The 15970-nt window shown below is 49.3% G+C and carries 19 protein-coding genes; 4 read left to right on the forward strand and 15 right to left on the reverse strand.

The window, feature by feature from the left end; genetic code table 11:
• Positions 1 to 92 precede the first annotated feature (92 nt).
• The 9 genes from bshC to B0X71_RS12380 form a co-directional block, all read right to left on the reverse strand.
• Positions 93 to 1709, reverse strand: a complete 1617-nt coding sequence (gene bshC / locus B0X71_RS12340) for a bacillithiol biosynthesis cysteine-adding enzyme BshC (RefSeq protein ID WP_077589700.1) — start codon at positions 1707 to 1709, stop codon at positions 93 to 95.
• A 71-nt stretch (positions 1710 to 1780) separates the two neighbouring features.
• Positions 1781 to 2155 carry a DUF3397 family protein gene (locus tag B0X71_RS12345; RefSeq protein ID WP_077589701.1) on the reverse strand — a complete coding sequence of 125 codons (375 nt, stop codon included), beginning with the start codon at positions 2153 to 2155 and terminating at the stop codon, positions 1781 to 1783.
• Positions 2156 to 3016 (reverse strand): 2-dehydropantoate 2-reductase, encoded by an 861-nt coding sequence (locus B0X71_RS12350; RefSeq protein WP_198038588.1) that lies wholly within the window; start codon positions 3014 to 3016, stop codon positions 2156 to 2158. It lies immediately after the preceding gene.
• A gap of 182 nt (positions 3017 to 3198) precedes the next feature.
• A complete protein-coding gene (locus tag B0X71_RS12355) occupies positions 3199 to 4749 on the reverse strand; it encodes an acyl-CoA carboxylase subunit beta (RefSeq protein WP_077589703.1) in 1551 nt (516 codons plus the stop codon).
• A gap of 31 nt (positions 4750 to 4780) precedes the next feature.
• Positions 4781 to 4996, reverse strand: coding sequence for an acyl-CoA carboxylase biotin carboxyl carrier protein subunit (locus B0X71_RS12360; protein ID WP_077589704.1), 216 nt, complete (start codon positions 4994 to 4996; stop codon positions 4781 to 4783).
• Positions 4993 to 6342: an acetyl-CoA carboxylase biotin carboxylase subunit gene (locus tag B0X71_RS12365; protein WP_077589705.1), complete on the reverse strand. Its 1350-nt coding sequence runs from the start codon at positions 6340 to 6342 to the stop codon at positions 4993 to 4995. The genes B0X71_RS12360 and B0X71_RS12365 overlap by 4 nt, the downstream gene beginning before the upstream one ends.
• A gap of 223 nt (positions 6343 to 6565) precedes the next feature.
• A complete protein-coding gene (locus B0X71_RS12370) occupies positions 6566 to 7315 on the reverse strand; it encodes an enoyl-CoA hydratase/isomerase family protein (RefSeq protein ID WP_077589706.1) in 750 nt (249 codons plus the stop codon).
• An 86-nt stretch (positions 7316 to 7401) separates the two neighbouring features.
• On the reverse strand, positions 7402 to 7575 hold the full coding sequence (rpmF, locus tag B0X71_RS12375) for a 50S ribosomal protein L32 (RefSeq protein ID WP_077589707.1): 174 nt from the start codon (positions 7573 to 7575) through the stop codon (positions 7402 to 7404).
• Between the two features lie 24 nt (positions 7576 to 7599).
• Positions 7600 to 8133 (reverse strand): YceD family protein, encoded by a 534-nt coding sequence (locus tag B0X71_RS12380; protein ID WP_077589708.1) that lies wholly within the window; start codon positions 8131 to 8133, stop codon positions 7600 to 7602.
• Between the two features lie 128 nt (positions 8134 to 8261).
• On the opposite strand from B0X71_RS12380, the gene B0X71_RS12385 reads away from it, so the two are divergent.
• Entirely contained in the window at positions 8262 to 9461 is a 1200-nt protein-coding gene (locus B0X71_RS12385) for a nucleotidyltransferase (protein WP_077589709.1), read from the forward strand.
• Here B0X71_RS12385 and B0X71_RS12390 read toward each other — a convergent pair.
• From B0X71_RS12390 to rsmD, 3 genes are read right to left on the reverse strand one after another with little or no spacing between them, the layout of a single operon-like run.
• Positions 9449 to 10471 (reverse strand): SepM family pheromone-processing serine protease, encoded by a 1023-nt coding sequence (locus B0X71_RS12390; RefSeq protein ID WP_077589710.1) that lies wholly within the window; start codon positions 10469 to 10471, stop codon positions 9449 to 9451. The genes B0X71_RS12385 and B0X71_RS12390 overlap by 13 nt on opposite strands.
• A 22-nt stretch (positions 10472 to 10493) precedes the next feature.
• Complete coding sequence (gene coaD, locus B0X71_RS12395) at positions 10494 to 10973, reverse strand: pantetheine-phosphate adenylyltransferase (RefSeq protein WP_077589711.1); 480 nt, start codon at positions 10971 to 10973, stop codon at positions 10494 to 10496.
• 1 nt (position 10974) lies between these two features.
• A complete protein-coding gene (rsmD, locus tag B0X71_RS12400) occupies positions 10975 to 11592 on the reverse strand; it encodes a 16S rRNA (guanine(966)-N(2))-methyltransferase RsmD (protein WP_077589712.1) in 618 nt (205 codons plus the stop codon).
• 57 nt (positions 11593 to 11649) lie between these two features.
• On the opposite strand from rsmD, the gene B0X71_RS12405 reads away from it, so the two are divergent.
• Positions 11650 to 12030 (forward strand): DUF7147 family protein, encoded by a 381-nt coding sequence (locus tag B0X71_RS12405; protein ID WP_077589713.1) that lies wholly within the window; start codon positions 11650 to 11652, stop codon positions 12028 to 12030.
• A 17-nt stretch (positions 12031 to 12047) separates the two neighbouring features.
• On the opposite strand, the gene B0X71_RS12410 is transcribed toward B0X71_RS12405, so the two are convergent.
• Positions 12048 to 12320, reverse strand: coding sequence for a YlbG family protein (locus B0X71_RS12410; RefSeq protein WP_077589714.1), 273 nt, complete (start codon positions 12318 to 12320; stop codon positions 12048 to 12050).
• 132 nt (positions 12321 to 12452) lie between these two features.
• Between B0X71_RS12410 and B0X71_RS12415 the strand changes: the two genes are divergently transcribed.
• Positions 12453 to 13370: a glycerophosphodiester phosphodiesterase family protein gene (locus B0X71_RS12415; RefSeq protein ID WP_077589715.1), complete on the forward strand. Its 918-nt coding sequence runs from the start codon at positions 12453 to 12455 to the stop codon at positions 13368 to 13370.
• A 316-nt stretch (positions 13371 to 13686) separates the two neighbouring features.
• On the opposite strand, the gene B0X71_RS12420 is transcribed toward B0X71_RS12415, so the two are convergent.
• Positions 13687 to 14133, reverse strand: a complete 447-nt coding sequence (locus B0X71_RS12420) for a YlbF/YmcA family competence regulator (protein ID WP_077589716.1) — start codon at positions 14131 to 14133, stop codon at positions 13687 to 13689.
• A 163-nt stretch (positions 14134 to 14296) separates the two neighbouring features.
• Here B0X71_RS12420 and B0X71_RS12425 point away from each other — a divergent pair, with 163 nt between their 5' ends.
• Positions 14297 to 14782, forward strand: coding sequence for a PaaI family thioesterase (locus tag B0X71_RS12425; protein ID WP_077589717.1), 486 nt, complete (start codon positions 14297 to 14299; stop codon positions 14780 to 14782).
• A 10-nt stretch (positions 14783 to 14792) separates the two neighbouring features.
• On the opposite strand, the gene B0X71_RS12430 is transcribed toward B0X71_RS12425, so the two are convergent.
• On the reverse strand, positions 14793 to 15857 hold the full coding sequence (locus B0X71_RS12430; RefSeq protein ID WP_077589718.1) for a CAP domain-containing protein: 1065 nt from the start codon (positions 15855 to 15857) through the stop codon (positions 14793 to 14795).
• Positions 15858 to 15970 lie beyond the last annotated feature (113 nt).

A 15970-nucleotide genomic window follows, 5' to 3' on the forward strand; every position in this document is an offset into this window, starting at 1 on the left:
TGTTTTTATAATATTTCTTTAATGTTTCAAAATTGACGATTTTTTTACTCTTAGACATGCAAAAAAAGTCCGTTTTTCACGAACTTTTTTGGCTAAAGGCATATGATCTTGTGGTTTCGGTCATAATTGAACGGCATTTTCAGCATATCGCCAATCAGATCCGGTCCATACTGATTCAGATAAGGAACCGGTGAATAGATCCGTTCCTGAGGGTTCCCATCAGGGAGCAATTCCTGTTCAATCGTCCGGAATTGACTGAGCTGAACATCATGCTGCAATTCGACTTCCTCTTGCAGTTTCCGCTTCAGATACGTCAACTGGTCCAAGTGAATGGACAAATTTTTATCAACAGCCGGCAGGAGCCCTTTACTTACAGAAGAAAACTTTTCACGGACATCCTCATAGCGGGAAGTCAATTCCTGCTCGAGTGACGCCAAAAGCTGTTCCGCTTCTGTTTCCCGGGCTGCTTCAAGAAGCTCTTCCCTGCGGTTTCCTGCTTCATTATGCCCGATGGCAGCTGCCGGTTCCATACTATGCTTTTCCAGCAGAAACCCGACGCGCCGAGAAACCAGGGTCATATTCAGCCGGGGCATGACAACCGGCATTTCCAGGCCCATCACCTCGAATGCCGACTTCAGTTCTGCCCAATATGCAATTTCCCCCGGCCCTCCGATATAACTCAGCACCGGAAACACCATGTCTTGCATGAGTGGCCGTGTAACGACATTATTGCTGAACAACTCGGGATTATCCGCCAGCAGCTGCAGCAATTCTTCCTTTGTATATATCTTGTTTCCGCAGACGAAGCGGTCTCCGTCACGTTCAAGCAGCATCCGCTCGCTGCCGACTGCAAGGAACAGATTGGCAGACTCAGGATTCGCGTCAAGAGAAGTCGGATAGCCGTCCTGCCTCAAAGTCTGTTCGGTACTGCAAACAGCCTCTGCAATCTCTGCAGAACGATCAATCAGCACAGCAAAAAATTCAGCCTCGTATGCCCGTAAGGCAGGGTCTGCTGCGTCGATGAACAAGAGTCCGCTGTCTTTAAACAGCCAGTGAAGAAAGGCGGAAAAGAAATCCGTGAACGTATTAGCTCTGTCAAAAAGTTGCCGGATGGTTTCAAATAATTCTTTTGAATGCTCTGTCTCAGGCAGACTTTTGAAGTACGCTTCCATATGGCTGCCGATTTTCTGCTTGTTAAGCCGGGCGGCAGAAGCACTGCGCTTGCCGTACTCCATGTGCGGAAAATTCATTTTGTCGACCCGCCGGTCCGTCTGCCGGTATACGTGAGCAATTTCTGCAATATCATGATCTTCACCAGCTACCCAGAATAACGGCACCACAATCCGGTCCAGTTCAGCAGAGGCTTTATCCGCCAGCACAATTGCAGAAATCGCCTTATGGACAGTATAGAGAGGACCGGTGAACAATCCGGCCTGCTGTCCTGTCACTACAAGCGGAGCTCCTTCAGAAAAGTGCTCCAAGGCCTCTCTTGCGGCCGGCGAATCTCCGAATCGTTCCATATAGCTGCCAATGATGCGGGCCAGCCGCGGACGGTCGGCCGGGTGCCGGCTGACTGTCCGTTCGTACCGATTCTTCAGCGAGGAAATCTCAGGCTTGTACTCGAAATACTTCAGTAACTTCCGGTCGTGCATTATGTAATCATTCATCAGCCCGGATGCAGGCGCAATGAACGGTTCGAATAGCTCCATGAAAAAGTCCCCTTTTAATCAACATTCCCTTTCACTATAGCATTCTGTCTGCAGCTTGAGAAAACATACGCTTACAGGAACAGCCCGGTTGTGAACCAGACAGCTGCTGCAATCCAGATGGACGCGTATATCCCAAACAGAATCAGGAAATAAGCCCGCCAGGTTTTCCGGAAATACACAAACACATCGATTTCCTTCGTGCGCTTCCATTCAATGTAGAGCATGACGATTGCTGTGGCGACGGCAATTATGGCTGTCAATGAAAAAAACGGCAAACGCCATAATGCCTCGACCGATAGCGGAACAGCCGCAAACAACAGAAACGTGGCAGCATCCGCTGCTTTGCCCGTCGGTCGTTGCCGTCTGATCAATTTCGCGCGCAGGAAAAAATATACCGGCAGTGGAAGTGCAATTACAAATGCACCGATTATTGTCCAACTATCCATTTAGTCCACCTCTGTTGCCTTCAATAAATAATATAGCGTATTAAGAACCGGAAGTTCCTGGCCTGCCCGCTTCAGCGTGTAGCCGACTATCGTATCAAGCTCGAGCCGCCTGCCGGATAGCCGGTCTGCGAGCATCGAAGAAGTATTAGCAGCCGTCGAACGGCAGAGCGCTACCACTTGAGCGAATGGCAGAAGGTGTTCCATTTCGGGATATGCTTCCGACAATTCCTTATAAATCGACTGTAAAAGTGTGAAGGCATGCGGATTGGTCAGCAGCTCTCCGTTTTTCAGCTCAAGCACAGCCGTCAGCGGGTTGATCAGACAATTGAGCAGGACCTTCCGGAACAGCAACGCACCTGCATCTTCATGCCAAGCCGCCGGGAAATACGGAAGATGCAGCAATGGCTGAAAGACTTCCTTTTCTCCTCGGAGAACCGCCAATGTCACTTTCCCGCGTCCGGTATGACAGACTTCATTTGAGCTGACTTTTTGGGCGCCATGCTCTACACTCCCCACTGCAATCTGTTGCTGAGGGAGAGATTCGGCGAATTGCAGATGCAGCATGCCATTCTGCAGGAACACGAGCGGCAGTTCTGCGGGCAGTGCAGCCAGCTTATGCCGCAGACCGGCAAGATCGCCATATTTCACCGTTAGCACCAGCATGGCACCAAGCGGTACCGCTTCCCAGTCAGGTATCGCTTTAACGCGGAAATCCTCTCCATTTTTAACGATCCCTTCAGCATTGAGCAGATCCGCCTGCTCTTTGCTTCGGGTCAGAAGCGTCACCCTGCAGCCGCTCTCCTGTAGTAAACATGACAATAGCATGCCGACAGCTCCTGCTCCTGCTATGATCACATTCATGGTCATCCCTACTTTCTCAAAGGCTCTGTTAAAGAACAGTGTTGATTTTTTACTACAAAAAATATGGAACAAAAAGCGGAAACGCCCACGGCAAGTGGAGCTGTTTTGCGGAAAATCAACAGAGATAGCTTGCTCAAAAAGAAGCCTGCCTTCTGCAGGCAGACTTCACAATGATTATTCCATTATACCGGATTCACCGGGTGTTTTCGAGATGGCTGCGCTAATTCTTTTCCGGAATAGTAAGCAAAGCGTGCATCCAGTACTTCCCGGAGCTCCCCGGGTGACACAATCTCATCTACGATGAGTTCGGATGCCAGTTTGTAAATATCAATCTGCTCCTTGTACTCCCGGTGTTTCTCCTGCACATATTTAAGCCGCTCTTTCGGATCATCAATCGCTTCGATCTTATTTGAATAAACCGCATTCACAGCGGCTTCCGGCCCCATGACGGCGATTTGTGCGGTTGGCAGTGCTATGCAGACGTCCGGTTCAAACGCCGGACCTGCCATTGCGTATAATCCCGCCCCATACGCTTTACGGACAATCACTGAAATTTTCGGCACAGTCGCAGAGCTCATAGCTGCAATCAATTTCGCACCATGCCGGATAATACCGGCCCGTTCCACTTTTGTGCCGATCATGAAGCCCGGCACATCAGCCAGGAAAAGCAGCGGAATGGAAAACGCATCGCATAAACTGATGAACTTTGCGCCTTTGTCCGCCGAGTCATGGAATAGGACTCCGCCTTTTGCTTTCGGCTGATTAGCAACAATTCCGATCGGTCGGCCATTGATCCGAGCCAATCCCGTAATCAATTCCGGTGCAAATAGTTTTTTTACATCAAAAAAGCTGTCTTCATCCACCAGCTGATCGATCAGCTCGTACATATCGAATGGCGCATTTTGATTTTCCGGGATGATTTCTTCTAATGTACGACCGGCTTTCTGTGCTTTCCCTTCAACCTTCTCCGGTTTTTTTGCAAAATTCGCCGGGAAAAAGGACAAATAGCGCTGTGCTTCTGCAATCGCTTCTTCTTCCGTCTGGACGAGCACATCGCCGCATCCGCTGACCGTACAATGCATTCGTGCACCGCCCATTTCTTCAAGCGTCACTTTTTCACCGATCACTTTTTCCGCCATGCGCGGTGATCCCAGGTACATGGAGGCGTTGCCTTCCACCATGATGACAAGATCACAAAATGCAGGAATGTAAGCGCCGCCGGCAGCGGACGGACCAAACAGCAGGCAGATTTGCGGGACCATGCCCGACATCCGGACCTGATTATGGAAGATGCGGCCGGCTCCGCGCCGGTTCGGAAACATATCCAATTGGTCGGTGATTCGGGCGCCTGCGGAATCCACCAGATACAGCATCGGCACTTGGTTCTTTTCCGCCGTCTCCTGAATGCGGATAATTTTTTCTACTGTGCGGGATCCCCATGATCCGGCTTTCACCGTAGAATCATTGGCCATCACGCATACCGATTGGCCACCGATTTTGCCCATTGCTGTTACCACGCCATCGGCCGGAAGATCCTCAGCTTCCACATTGGCAAAGCGGCCATCTTCAATATACTCCCCGTCATCGAACAGAAGCGCGAGCCTGTCACGCACAAACAGCTTGCCCTGTTCTTTCATTTTCTCATGGTACTTTTCCTGCCCCCCTGCGAAAATGCCGGACAGTTTCTCCTGCAGCCGTTCGTTATACCCCTTTTGTTCGGTCGTGTTGGTCATTCCCGAATTCCTCCCTGTGTGAAGTAGTGCATCATTCACTGAATGTCAGCAATGTGTCCCCTTCGTTTACAAATGCCCCGATTTCCACTTGGACACTTTCCACTTTCCCGCTTACTTCCGCTTCCACCGGAATTTCCATTTTCATGGATTCCAGCGTGCATACCGCCTGTCCGGCTTCAATTGCCTGCCCTTCTGCCACGAGTACATTAAGCACCGTGCCTGCCATTGTCGCTTTTAATTCTTTCATGAGTTCTGCTCCTCCTTCATGTTCTCGAGCCATTTTCCTAAAGTGGCTGTCGAGTAATTGCCGGCAGTAAATGCTTCTGCCTCTAAAAACATCCTGAACAGCGGGATGTTCGTTTTTACGCCTTCTATTGCGGCAGACGCAAAGAATTCCCGCGATTGCCGCAGTATTTCTTCCCGGCTCTCTCCCTTGATAATGACTTTCGCAATCATCGGATCGTAATAAGGCGTAACTGCATTGCCTTCTTCGTAACCGCTGTCAATCCGGGCGCCTTCCCCCCATTGCAGGCGTTCAAGTGTGCCAGGAGAAGGGAAAAACGTAACCGGGTCTTCCGCATAGATCCGGTATTCGATAGCATGGCCGGCAGCAGAAATTTCTTCCTGGCCGGGTACTGGTTCACCTGATGCAACCTTTAGCTGCCATTCCACCAAATCCAAACCTGTCACTTCCTCGGTCACCGGATGCTCCACCTGCAGCCGGGTATTCATCTCGAGAAAATAAAACCGGTTGCTTTGATCAACGATGAATTCCACAGTGCCGGCATTTTGATAACCGACCGCTTTTCCTGCCCGGACGGCAGCTTCGCACAATTCCTGCCGCACGTCTTCCGGCAACTCCGGTGATGGTGATTCTTCAATCACTTTCTGGTTGCGCCGCTGGACAGAACAATTCCGTTCAAATAAATGAATGACGTTCCCTTGGTCATCTCCAAAAATCTGAACTTCGATATGCCTAGCTTCCGGAAGGAATTTCTCCAGAAAGACAAGGTCATCACCAAAATAGGCTTTCGCCCGGTTCTTAACGGAATTGAACTGCTGAGTGAGCGCTTGCTCATTTTCACAGCGGACCATGCCGATTCCGCCCCCGCCTGCACTTGCCTTCAACATGATTGGGTAACCAATGTTTTCTGCTTCTGCCACCGCTTCTTCAAGTGATGTCACGCCATTTTCTGTCCCCGGCACAACAGGTACCCCTGCCTGCTGCATCGTGCGGCGCGCTTCGATTTTATCACCCATCTTCTCGATGACCGTAGCGTCCGGACCGATGAATACGAGACCGGCTTCAGCTGTTTTTCGTGCAAAGCCCGCATTTTCAGACAGCAGGCCATACCCCGGATGGATGGCATCCACTCCCAGCCGCTTTGCTTCGTCAATGATTGTATCTGCCTGCAAGTAAGACTGGGCCACTTGACTGGGCCCGATCAACACAGCTTCATCCGCTTCCCTTACATATGGAAGATCAGCATCCGCTTCTGAGTAGACAGCAACCGTTTCGATACCCAGCCGCTTGCACGTCCGGATAATGCGCCGGGCGATTTCTCCCCGGTTTGCCACTAGCACTTTCCTCATGATATGTACCTCCCGTGTTTTATCCCCCACTTCTATAGAATATACGAAATTTGAAAGCGATTTCAACTTTTCTTCCGTTTGAATTGCAAAAAGCTAATCAATCCAAGACATACAGCCCTCCCTGTCTCGATAATAAAGGAGGATATTCGCAAAAAAACACACAAGGATGACTGTTATTGTCATTCCTGTGCGCTTGTATCTAACACTGTGAATCGCTCATTGACTACCGGCTTTTATTGAGAAAGCGGTCCACAGCGGCATGATGGGCATCCAGCGCCCATAATTTTGCACAGTGGCGGACTTCCAGGTCGACGCGGCTCTTAAGGCCATTTGTTTCCCAGCGCTGCACAGCCAGCTGTTTATACGCTCGGTGGACATTGGAATCGATTTTCCTGAAACGGTCCAGAAACCCGGTGATGTCGGTGTCCTGCTCATACAATTCCGTTGCCCAGCCGTTGCCCTTCAATTCTTCAGCCGAATACATCCGCGCGGAAGTGAGCATTTGCATTGCCCGGTCATGCTGAAGGGTTTCGAGCAGGTAACTTCCGCCTCCCCAGCCGGTCGTGATAGCAAGTGTGCCTTGGATAAAGCCACATTTCGCCTCTCTTTTCACCAGGCGAAAATCACAGGCGGTTGCAATCTCACACCCTCCCCCCACTGCGCTGCCATTCACCACAGCAATTACCGGAACAGGCAGCATCTTGATCCGGTATAGGAGATCGGCCATCCGTGACAGCATGGGGAACGCTTCTTCTTCTGTTTTCAGCTCATGGAATACAGACAGATCGCCGCCTGAACAAAATGCCTCTCCACCCGCGCCTGTAATGACAGCGCAATGGGCACGGCTGTCTTGCACTGCGGCAATAAACTTTTCAAATCCGTCCATTACACTGTGATTGATGGCATTCCGGATTTCAGACCGGTTGATTGTCATTGTTAGCACGCCATCCGTTTCTTCGATGCGATAAGTCACCCTGATCCCTCCACACTGATTATATGTATGCAAAAAACCGCCAAGAGCCATGGTCTCTCGGCGGTTTTCAAGCAGCAAACACTTACTTATTTGCTGACAACTTCTTTTCCTTTATAGTGACCGCAATTTTTGCAGACACGATGAGTCAATTTCGATTCGCCACAGTTCGGGCAGGAAATCATGCCAGGCACTTCGATTTTGAAATGCGTACGGCGCTTTCTCTTCGCTGTTTTGGAAGTTCTTCTAAACGGTACAGCCATTGGTGACACCTCCTTACACGGGTTCTATTCCTCAGTCTGATCAAAGAACTTAGCCAGATCGGCAAGTCTTGGATCGGTTTTTGGTTGGGCGTTTGCCGTCTCTTCCCGGAGCTGGTCATCCGTCTTATATGACCAGTTTTCTCCACCTTCAATGACGACTTCATCCGCACCTTCTCTAAATACTTGGAGCGGCACTTCCAGCAGAATCAGTTCTTCGAGCACCGGCTGGAGATCGACGACATCCCCTTCCACCGCATGAACATTGTCATCTCCAGAATCCTCTGCGTATTCCGACCATGTGAAAATTTCATCTGATTTAATATCAAACGGAAATTCAACGTCTTCCCATGTGCGGGCGCAAGGAAGAATCATTACGCCTTCCACCCTGAGCTGACAAGTCATTTTCTTGGAACCGACTGTGCAATGTCCTGTGACGTGAACAGGTGAAATGGACCGAATATCTGAATTTCGTTCCTTAACTTCGTCAAGCCGGACCGTTTCATCCAGCTGCAATCCACTACGCTGATACTTTTGCAGTTGAATAACTGACCATTTCATGTGTAACCACCTCAAGACAACAGAATTGATTATATAATGAGCACCGGTGGATGTCAAGATAATTTCTTGTCACCATCCGGTTTTCATCGCTATAATTAAACTATAATTTTATCAGAGGAGTCCTTCAAATGAAAGCAACTGGAATCGTCGTTGAATATAACCCTTTTCACAACGGACATTTGCATCACGCTGAAAAAGCCCGGGAACTGTCAGGTGCCGATACGGTGATTGCTGTTATGAGCGGTCAATTTCTGCAGCGCGGTGAACCTGCGTTCGTTGATAAATGGACCCGTACACGCATGGCGCTCGCATCAGGTGTCGATCTTGTCATCGAACTCCCATATGGATATGCAACAGCACAGGCGGCGGAATTCGCAAAAGGTGCCATCACGCTGCTCGATGCTCTGAACTGCAGCTCCTTTTGCTTCGGAAGCGAGCAGGGAGAAATCGTTCCCTTCCTTAATACACTGGATCTTCTCACCGACCAGCGAGAGCTGTATGAACAGGAAATCCGGCGTTTCGTCCAATCCGGCATCAGCTATCCGAAAGCGCTGAACGAAGCCTATCGGTCACTGTTGCCTTCCCAGACAGCATTTGCCGATCTGACTCAGCCAAACAATATTCTTGGCTTCCATTATATCGAAGCCGCCCGCATTCTTGGCTCCGCAATTCAGCCGCTCACCATCAGCCGGCTTGGTGCCGGCTATCATGATCCGATTGTGTCAGGCGTTCCGATTGCCAGTGCCACCGGCATTCGACAAGCTATATCTGAAGGAAGTGCCATCAGTGAAATGGTGGACTTTCTTCCGGCGGCATCTGTGGAAGAAATGCATCATTTCCTCTCAGAACATCATACGTTTGGCAGCTGGGACCTCTTTTATCCGCTTTTACGGGCAGCCATTCTGCGGGACAGGCCTTCCCGGTTGTCAGCTTACGCGGAAGTAACGGAAGGCATCGAGAACCTGCTTTACGAAGCAGCGAAGAATGCAGCCGGCTTTTCTGATTTCATGCAGCATGCAAAGTCAAAGCGATACACATGGACCCGAATTCAGCGGATGCTGACGCATATCTATACCGGATTCACCTGGGAACAACTGAAAGCGTTTGACCGCCCTGAATACATCCGCATACTTGGTATGACCCATACTGGGCGGCAGTATTTGAATTCACAGAAAAAAGAGGCCAAACTGCCCCTCATCAGCCGGGCAGCGGATCTGCCTGGTGAAATGGGCGCATTCGACCTCCATGCATCGTACATGTATTTGCTTGGACTCGGGGCAAGCGATGTAAGAAAAGAATTCATTGTGCCGCCCATCTATGCCGGCTGAAGCGTTTCAAGGTATTCCAAAGCATCCGTAAATGTCTCAATCGGCACGATTTCCATATCCGTCCCGATTTCCACAGCTGTTTCCGCAGCGACGGAATAATTACTTTCCAGATCGCCGACTTTGTCGTTTGGCGCAAAGAACACTTCGATACCCGCTTTGTCTGCGGCAATCACTTTCTGATCGATTCCGCCGATGCGGCCAACTTCACCATCCGATGAAATCGTACCAGTTCCTGCAATTTCAAGACCATGTGTTATGTCTTCATCCACAAGCTGATTATAGATTTCAAGAGAATACATCAGTCCGGCTGACGGGCCTCCGATATCTTCCGACTCAAACCGGATATCGGGCTCCGATTCCACGCCTAAGTCTTCCGTAAAAGCAATACCGAGACCAATCCGCTCCTCGGCTCCCGGAATAGGCGCAACTTCAATCGTTTCTTCAATGATCCTGCCGTTCCGTTCGGCCTCCACGGTCACTGTGTCACCGGACTCCAGCCCTGCCAGGTGTTCGGTGAATTGGTCAAGCGTTTCATACAGCATACCGTCGATTGAAACGATTCGGTCACCAGGTTCAAGAATCCCCTCAGCAGCTGCTGCAGGCAGGATATTTATAACAAATACACCTTCATGAACCAGCTCAAAATACTCTCCCGCTGCTTCGTAAGCCACCTGAATCGCATAGATTTGCGATTCCGACATCAGCTGCAGCTGGCGCACGTTATATTCAGCCTCGCTCTCATGCGGATTCCGGAACCGGCTCGGCGAAACAATTTTATAGCCATCGGCAAAAGCAGCCCAGGCATATAGTGCTGGTGTTGCCTGCATCATCGTCACCGTCATAAGACTCAGACTACCTTCATCATCTTCATCGCCGCCTTCAACTTCCACAATGGGCGATAACTCGAAAGCATGTCCCGGGCGGGTGATATACGTATTAAGCGGATAAAGGGAAATCAGAAGCGCGATGACAGTGATCACCAAAAGAAAGACCACTTGCTTTATTCTCATCCAATTCCTCCTTCCTATCGAATCATTGGAATTTGCGGACCAATGCTTCTTTCACTTGAACGGGCACCAGTTCACTGATATCTCCGCCATATTTCGCTACTTCTTTTACGATACTTGAACTCAAAAACGAATACTGATTATTGGTCATCATGAAGACCGTTTCCAGCCGCTCGCTCAGTACCCGATTCATCGATGTAATTTGCATCTCATACTCGAAATCGGAGACTGCCCGAAGTCCTCGGACTACTGCATCCGCATTCACTTCAGCAGCATAATCCACAAGCAGTCCCTGGAATGAGCTGACCTGCACGTTTGCAATATCTTCAGTCACTTTCCGCAGCAGCTCCATCCGTTCTTCCACATCAAAAAGAGGTTTTTTTGACGAGTTATTCAGGACTACCACATGCAATTCATCAAAGATGACAGCAGCCCGTTTTATGATATCAAGATGCCCTAATGTAACCGGATCAAAACTCCCCGGTACGATTGCGATTTTCCCCACGTTACGCCTCCTCAATTTCCTTGCGCCGGAAAATTGAAATTATGGTGCTGCCGTATGCACTGCTTTTAATGAGTTTAAAAAAGACCGTTTCATCCGGCAGTTTCACTTCTTTATCATGTTCACATACTGCAATTGCATTTTCTGTCAGCACCCCGGATTCTGCTGCTGCATCCAATAGATCATAGGCAGCGGTATCCTTATACGGCGGATCGAGAAACAGCAAGTGCCCCTTTATGCCTTTCTTCGCCATAACACTGATCGCTTTCTTTGCATCAGTCCGGTAGACTTGCGCTCCGTCTGAAAGTCGGCTCTTCTCTAAATTAGCCTGTATCGTCTCCGTCGCTTTCCTGCTTTTGTCGATGAAAATGGCGGCCTCACATCCGCGGCTAAGCGCTTCAATCCCAAGCCCGCCGCTTCCGGCAAACAAATCGATTGCGGTTCCCCCGTCAAAAAAAGGACCGATTATGTTGAAAACCGACTCTTTCACTTTATCCCCTGTCGGCCGTGTCTGGATTCCCGGAACCGCCTTCAGCGGGATGCCCTTGGCTTGTCCTGCAATTACACGCATTTTCTTGCACTCCTTCTTTTTTCCGGCATACCAAACAAGCCGGCATACCATTTGATATCCTTCCTTCTTCAGTCATGCTAAAATATGAAACGGAAAGGACGTGATGTAATGAATCAGCGTTTTATAGAATTAGGAGAAGGCTTCGGAGACATCTATGAGCTGCTGGAATTGCTTTCCTCCAACTCGCACCGTTTTCTGAATGCATTTATTTTTAATACAGTTACAGAGTCAGGCCAGCCTGCCCTGTCAGTCGCTGTCGCTTTTTCACCGGGAGGAGCGAGTAATTTCACTCCGATTTATATTTGCCGGGAAGGCATTCAGCCGAATTCGAAGCGGGTCAAATTATTCGAAGAAAGTGTGAAGGAGATCGGCAGGACGCCGATCAAACTTGACGTGAAGCCATCTTACTTGTTCGCGGATACCCGGCTCTACTTTAATTATTTGATCGGAATCCTGCGACTCAACCACTACCTGCCGCCTCTCGCCTGAGTTGGGCGGCATTTTTATTATAGACCCATCTTATAATCATATTCTTTTGCTTTATCAGGCTTGGCATTTTCGTACTCCGTTTTCACGAACGGCCGGTACGATTCCAAAACGGCCTTTACATAAGGCAATTTTTCAAGTTTTTCTTTCATGGCAGCCACAGATTCCTGGTCCACGTAAACCACAGCATATTTGAGTTTTCTGGAGATGAACTGGACATGTCCGTACTTACGCAGGGATTTTGCCTGTTTTAAATGATGAACATATACGATCAGCCCTTGGCGATCACGCATAACTATCCCTCTTTTCTTAGATTTTAGAATACCATAGGAAAGAAAATTACCGCAACTTGCTGTGATTCACATAAAACTGCATAATCCGGTATAATGGCACTATACGTTATTTTGAGGAGGCTTACATAAATCATGGGAAAGAAAACAAAAATCGGCATAGCCGCTGCTGCGGCCGGAGCCGCAGCATGGGCAGGCTCAAAAGCACTCATCCACCCTGAACTCCGATCTGCTAAAGAAGCACTGAGCTATGAACGGCCGGTTGTACTCGCCCATCGTGGCGGCATGCTTCTGGCACCCGAACATTCAATGGCGGCATTCCAAAATGCGGCAGAGCTGGGCGTGGACGGATTCGAAACGGATATCCGTCTTACAAAAGATGAAGAAATCATCATGTTCCATGATTCACATGTTGACCGCACAACGGACGGGGCAGGCCGCGTGGCTGACATGACACTTGAAGAACTGAAGAAGCTCGATGCCGGGTATCAATTCACCGATCTGGAAGGCAATAACTCTTACCGGGGCAAAGGCGAGATAATTGTGACGCTAAAAGAAGTATTACGCAAGTTTCCTGATATGTTTATTAATATTGATATAAAAGATGCGCCTGAGACATACGAAGGCAGCCTCATTCCTTCGAAACTCTGGCGGCTCCTGGAGTCGGAAGGCGCTCTCGACCGGGTCGTCGTCACCAGCTTCTTTGACGAGCAGATCGACCGCTTCAATTTATATGCCCAGAACCGGACTGCCATCGGCGCAGGCGTGAACGAAATCAAAAAGGCCTATTCCGCTTTTACAAGCCAGTTTGGTCATTTGTATAAGCCGCGCGCAGATTTATTTCAACTGCCAGTTCGTTATAAATCAATTCCACTTGATTCACCCCGGTTCATCTCATTCCTGGAGCAGTTGAATGTACCCGTTCATTACTGGGTGATCGACGATAAAGATGAAATGAAAATTTTGCTGGCAAGCGGTGCAAGAGGAATCGTCACGGACCGTCCAGATCTAGCGGTTGACGCTCTCCGTACGCATATCGCCCAACAGGATTAACAGAAAAGCGCAAGCGCCCCGCAAACCCCGACAAGCGCTGGAGGGCTTACCGAAGATGGTGTTCTTTGTCATCGCGGGTAAGATCGAAGCGACCTCGAGAGTCTGGCCGCCGGAGCTGGACACAAGAAAAGCGGAGTGAGCCGCGAAAGACCGAAAGCGGATTGGAACGGCCGACCCGGAAACCTGTTTCCGGTGGAGGGCGTGAAATCAGCGTACGGTCTGGCGAACGAGCTGGACAAAGAAAAGCGCAAGCGGCCTTTCTTGTCCACAAAATAAAAAAATGCGCAACAGACTGTTGCGCATTTTTCTTTATAATTCAGGCAGAGCAGGAACAGGCACCGCCTGAACCGCAGCCGCTACCACAGGATGAATCGGAATTGAAAAATGGATTGCCTGATGGAATCTTAACTGCTTCCGATACGGACCGTCCGAGAATGAAACTGACTTCGTCCAGCAGATCCTGCAAGTCATTTTCAGCCAGTCGGAGAGCTGCCACTTTTTCATGCATATCCAGCCGGCGTTTATCTACACGGATCTGCTTCATGACCCGGGAATAGTCAGGATGATACTTGCCGAAGCGCTGCACCTCATCATACTGGTCTTTCAAGCGCTGAAATGCAGCAACTTCTGCTGCGAGCTGTTTATCGGTATAGACGGTATTCCATGCAGCGGCATAACGAGCTGCCTGCTCTGATTCAAGAATCATTTGACTCAATTCGTCTGAAACGTCTGTTACTAACATCCATTCAGAAGTCATGAACATATGGCTTCCCCCTTTGCGAATTTATCATAGCAGAAATTTACCAAATTTAATACCAGTTAATCCGGATGAATAATCTTCTTTCGGTGAAAAATTATATCGAATGCCAAATGATACCGACTGTTTGGTCCAGATGATCCCTAAAACGAGAAAGGTTTGAGACTAAATGACTGACTTAACTGAACAGTTCCGTCAAGTGCTGGCCCGCAGCACTGCTGAAGACCGGAAAATGCTGGCTGATTGGCTGGCAGGCTTTGAACAGAAGCAGCAAGGTGCCTACTCCACTTACTTGAATGCGGCTCTGCAAATGAATAGAGAACTTTTGGATGACCGGTGTATTATATCACTTCCGAACACACCATTTATACATAATTCCCTCGGCATTCCGCACGGCGGGATTATTGCCACTCTGCTGGATACAGCAATGGGCACTCTTGCCAGCAGCCGCTGTCCAGAGGGATTTGTAACTGTAACTTCGACTTTCAATGTTCATTATCTTTCTGTTGCTGATACTTCCGCGCTCATTGCTGAAGCGCATATTCTGCGTGCCGGCCGGCATATGATGATTGTTGAAGGGAAAGTCGAAAAGTCAGATGGTGAACTCGTCGCGCATGCTACAGGTTCTTTTTTCATTATTCCTACACCGCAGTAGAATGGTTACATTAGTCTGAAAGAACAGAGGCAGCATCCCGCCTTAAAAATTCCTGTGTGTAGAATTGATTGAATACACCCGCCCCGGTATGAGTAAACTCCTCTGCCAGCAAAATGCTCCGGTGCTTGTCAGAATTCAGCCAGCCATGCACTGCCTCTGCTGCATCATAGTACTCTACTGCAGTATTCGCGGCCGCCTCATCGTATGCGATATCCGCTGCTTCCAGCCGTTCAGCCAGGCTCATTGGCTCTGAATCTGCATCACCTAACGTATTTTGGGCCATGTCGGCACTATGCGCCTTTGCCACTTCGTGCAATTCAGGGAGAACCGGCAGTAACGGCTGGCCGTGATGATTCCGGTATACGTTTGCAATTTCAACAAGCTGACGTGTGTTTGCCGCATCCACTGCCTGCTGGTCTCGGGAAGACGGTTTTTCACGCGGCAGCAATTCACCCATATAAATCATATCGTATGGCCGATGGCTGATCAGCGTCTGCGCATCGATGAAACGGGCCGCCTCAAGCCGGCCATCTTCCTGATCAAGATATAATTGTGCATAAACACCATTAAACTTAACCAGCAGCCGCTTATTCAAGTCGTCTGTGGCCAGGTGGAAAGTATAGACATTAGAATCGAACTCGACGGACACTTCACTCTGTACGATTGTAAACCGGTACAATTCCTCAAGTGTCTGTCCGATTGTGAAGGGCTCGATATTCGTTTCTGCTCCAGCAGCATAAACCTGGACCACTTTTCCGTCCCGGACACCTGCCATCTTGTATTCAGCCAGCGGCTCAGGATAGACCCACCATTCGTACTCGAAAGCAGAAGGCTCGATTCTGGCTGGCTCACCAAATTGCGCCAACCACTCCTCAACGGATTTTCCAATGAACATGGAAACTCCTGCGTCAGGCCGTGCAGCCCCCAGTGAAACATCAGCGGATTCATTCGCCGGCAAAGGATCGATGGTTTCCGGAGCCAGGAGCGGTTCGTTTTCCTGAATCGGTGAATCCCATATGAACAGAGCGAGCAGTACAATCAGCCCTGCAATTAAGAAGCGGAGACCTTTCTTCAAATAAGCAACTCCTTAGTCAGCTGTTGGCTTTATTATAACGGGATGGCTCACCCGACACAATGTTGTCATTGCATCCCTATTTAATATGTTTTATTATAGAAGGAGCATGATTA

It is taken from the genome of Planococcus lenghuensis (assembly GCF_001999905.1).
GTDB lineage: Bacteria > Bacillota > Bacilli > Bacillales_A > Planococcaceae > Indiicoccus > Indiicoccus lenghuensis.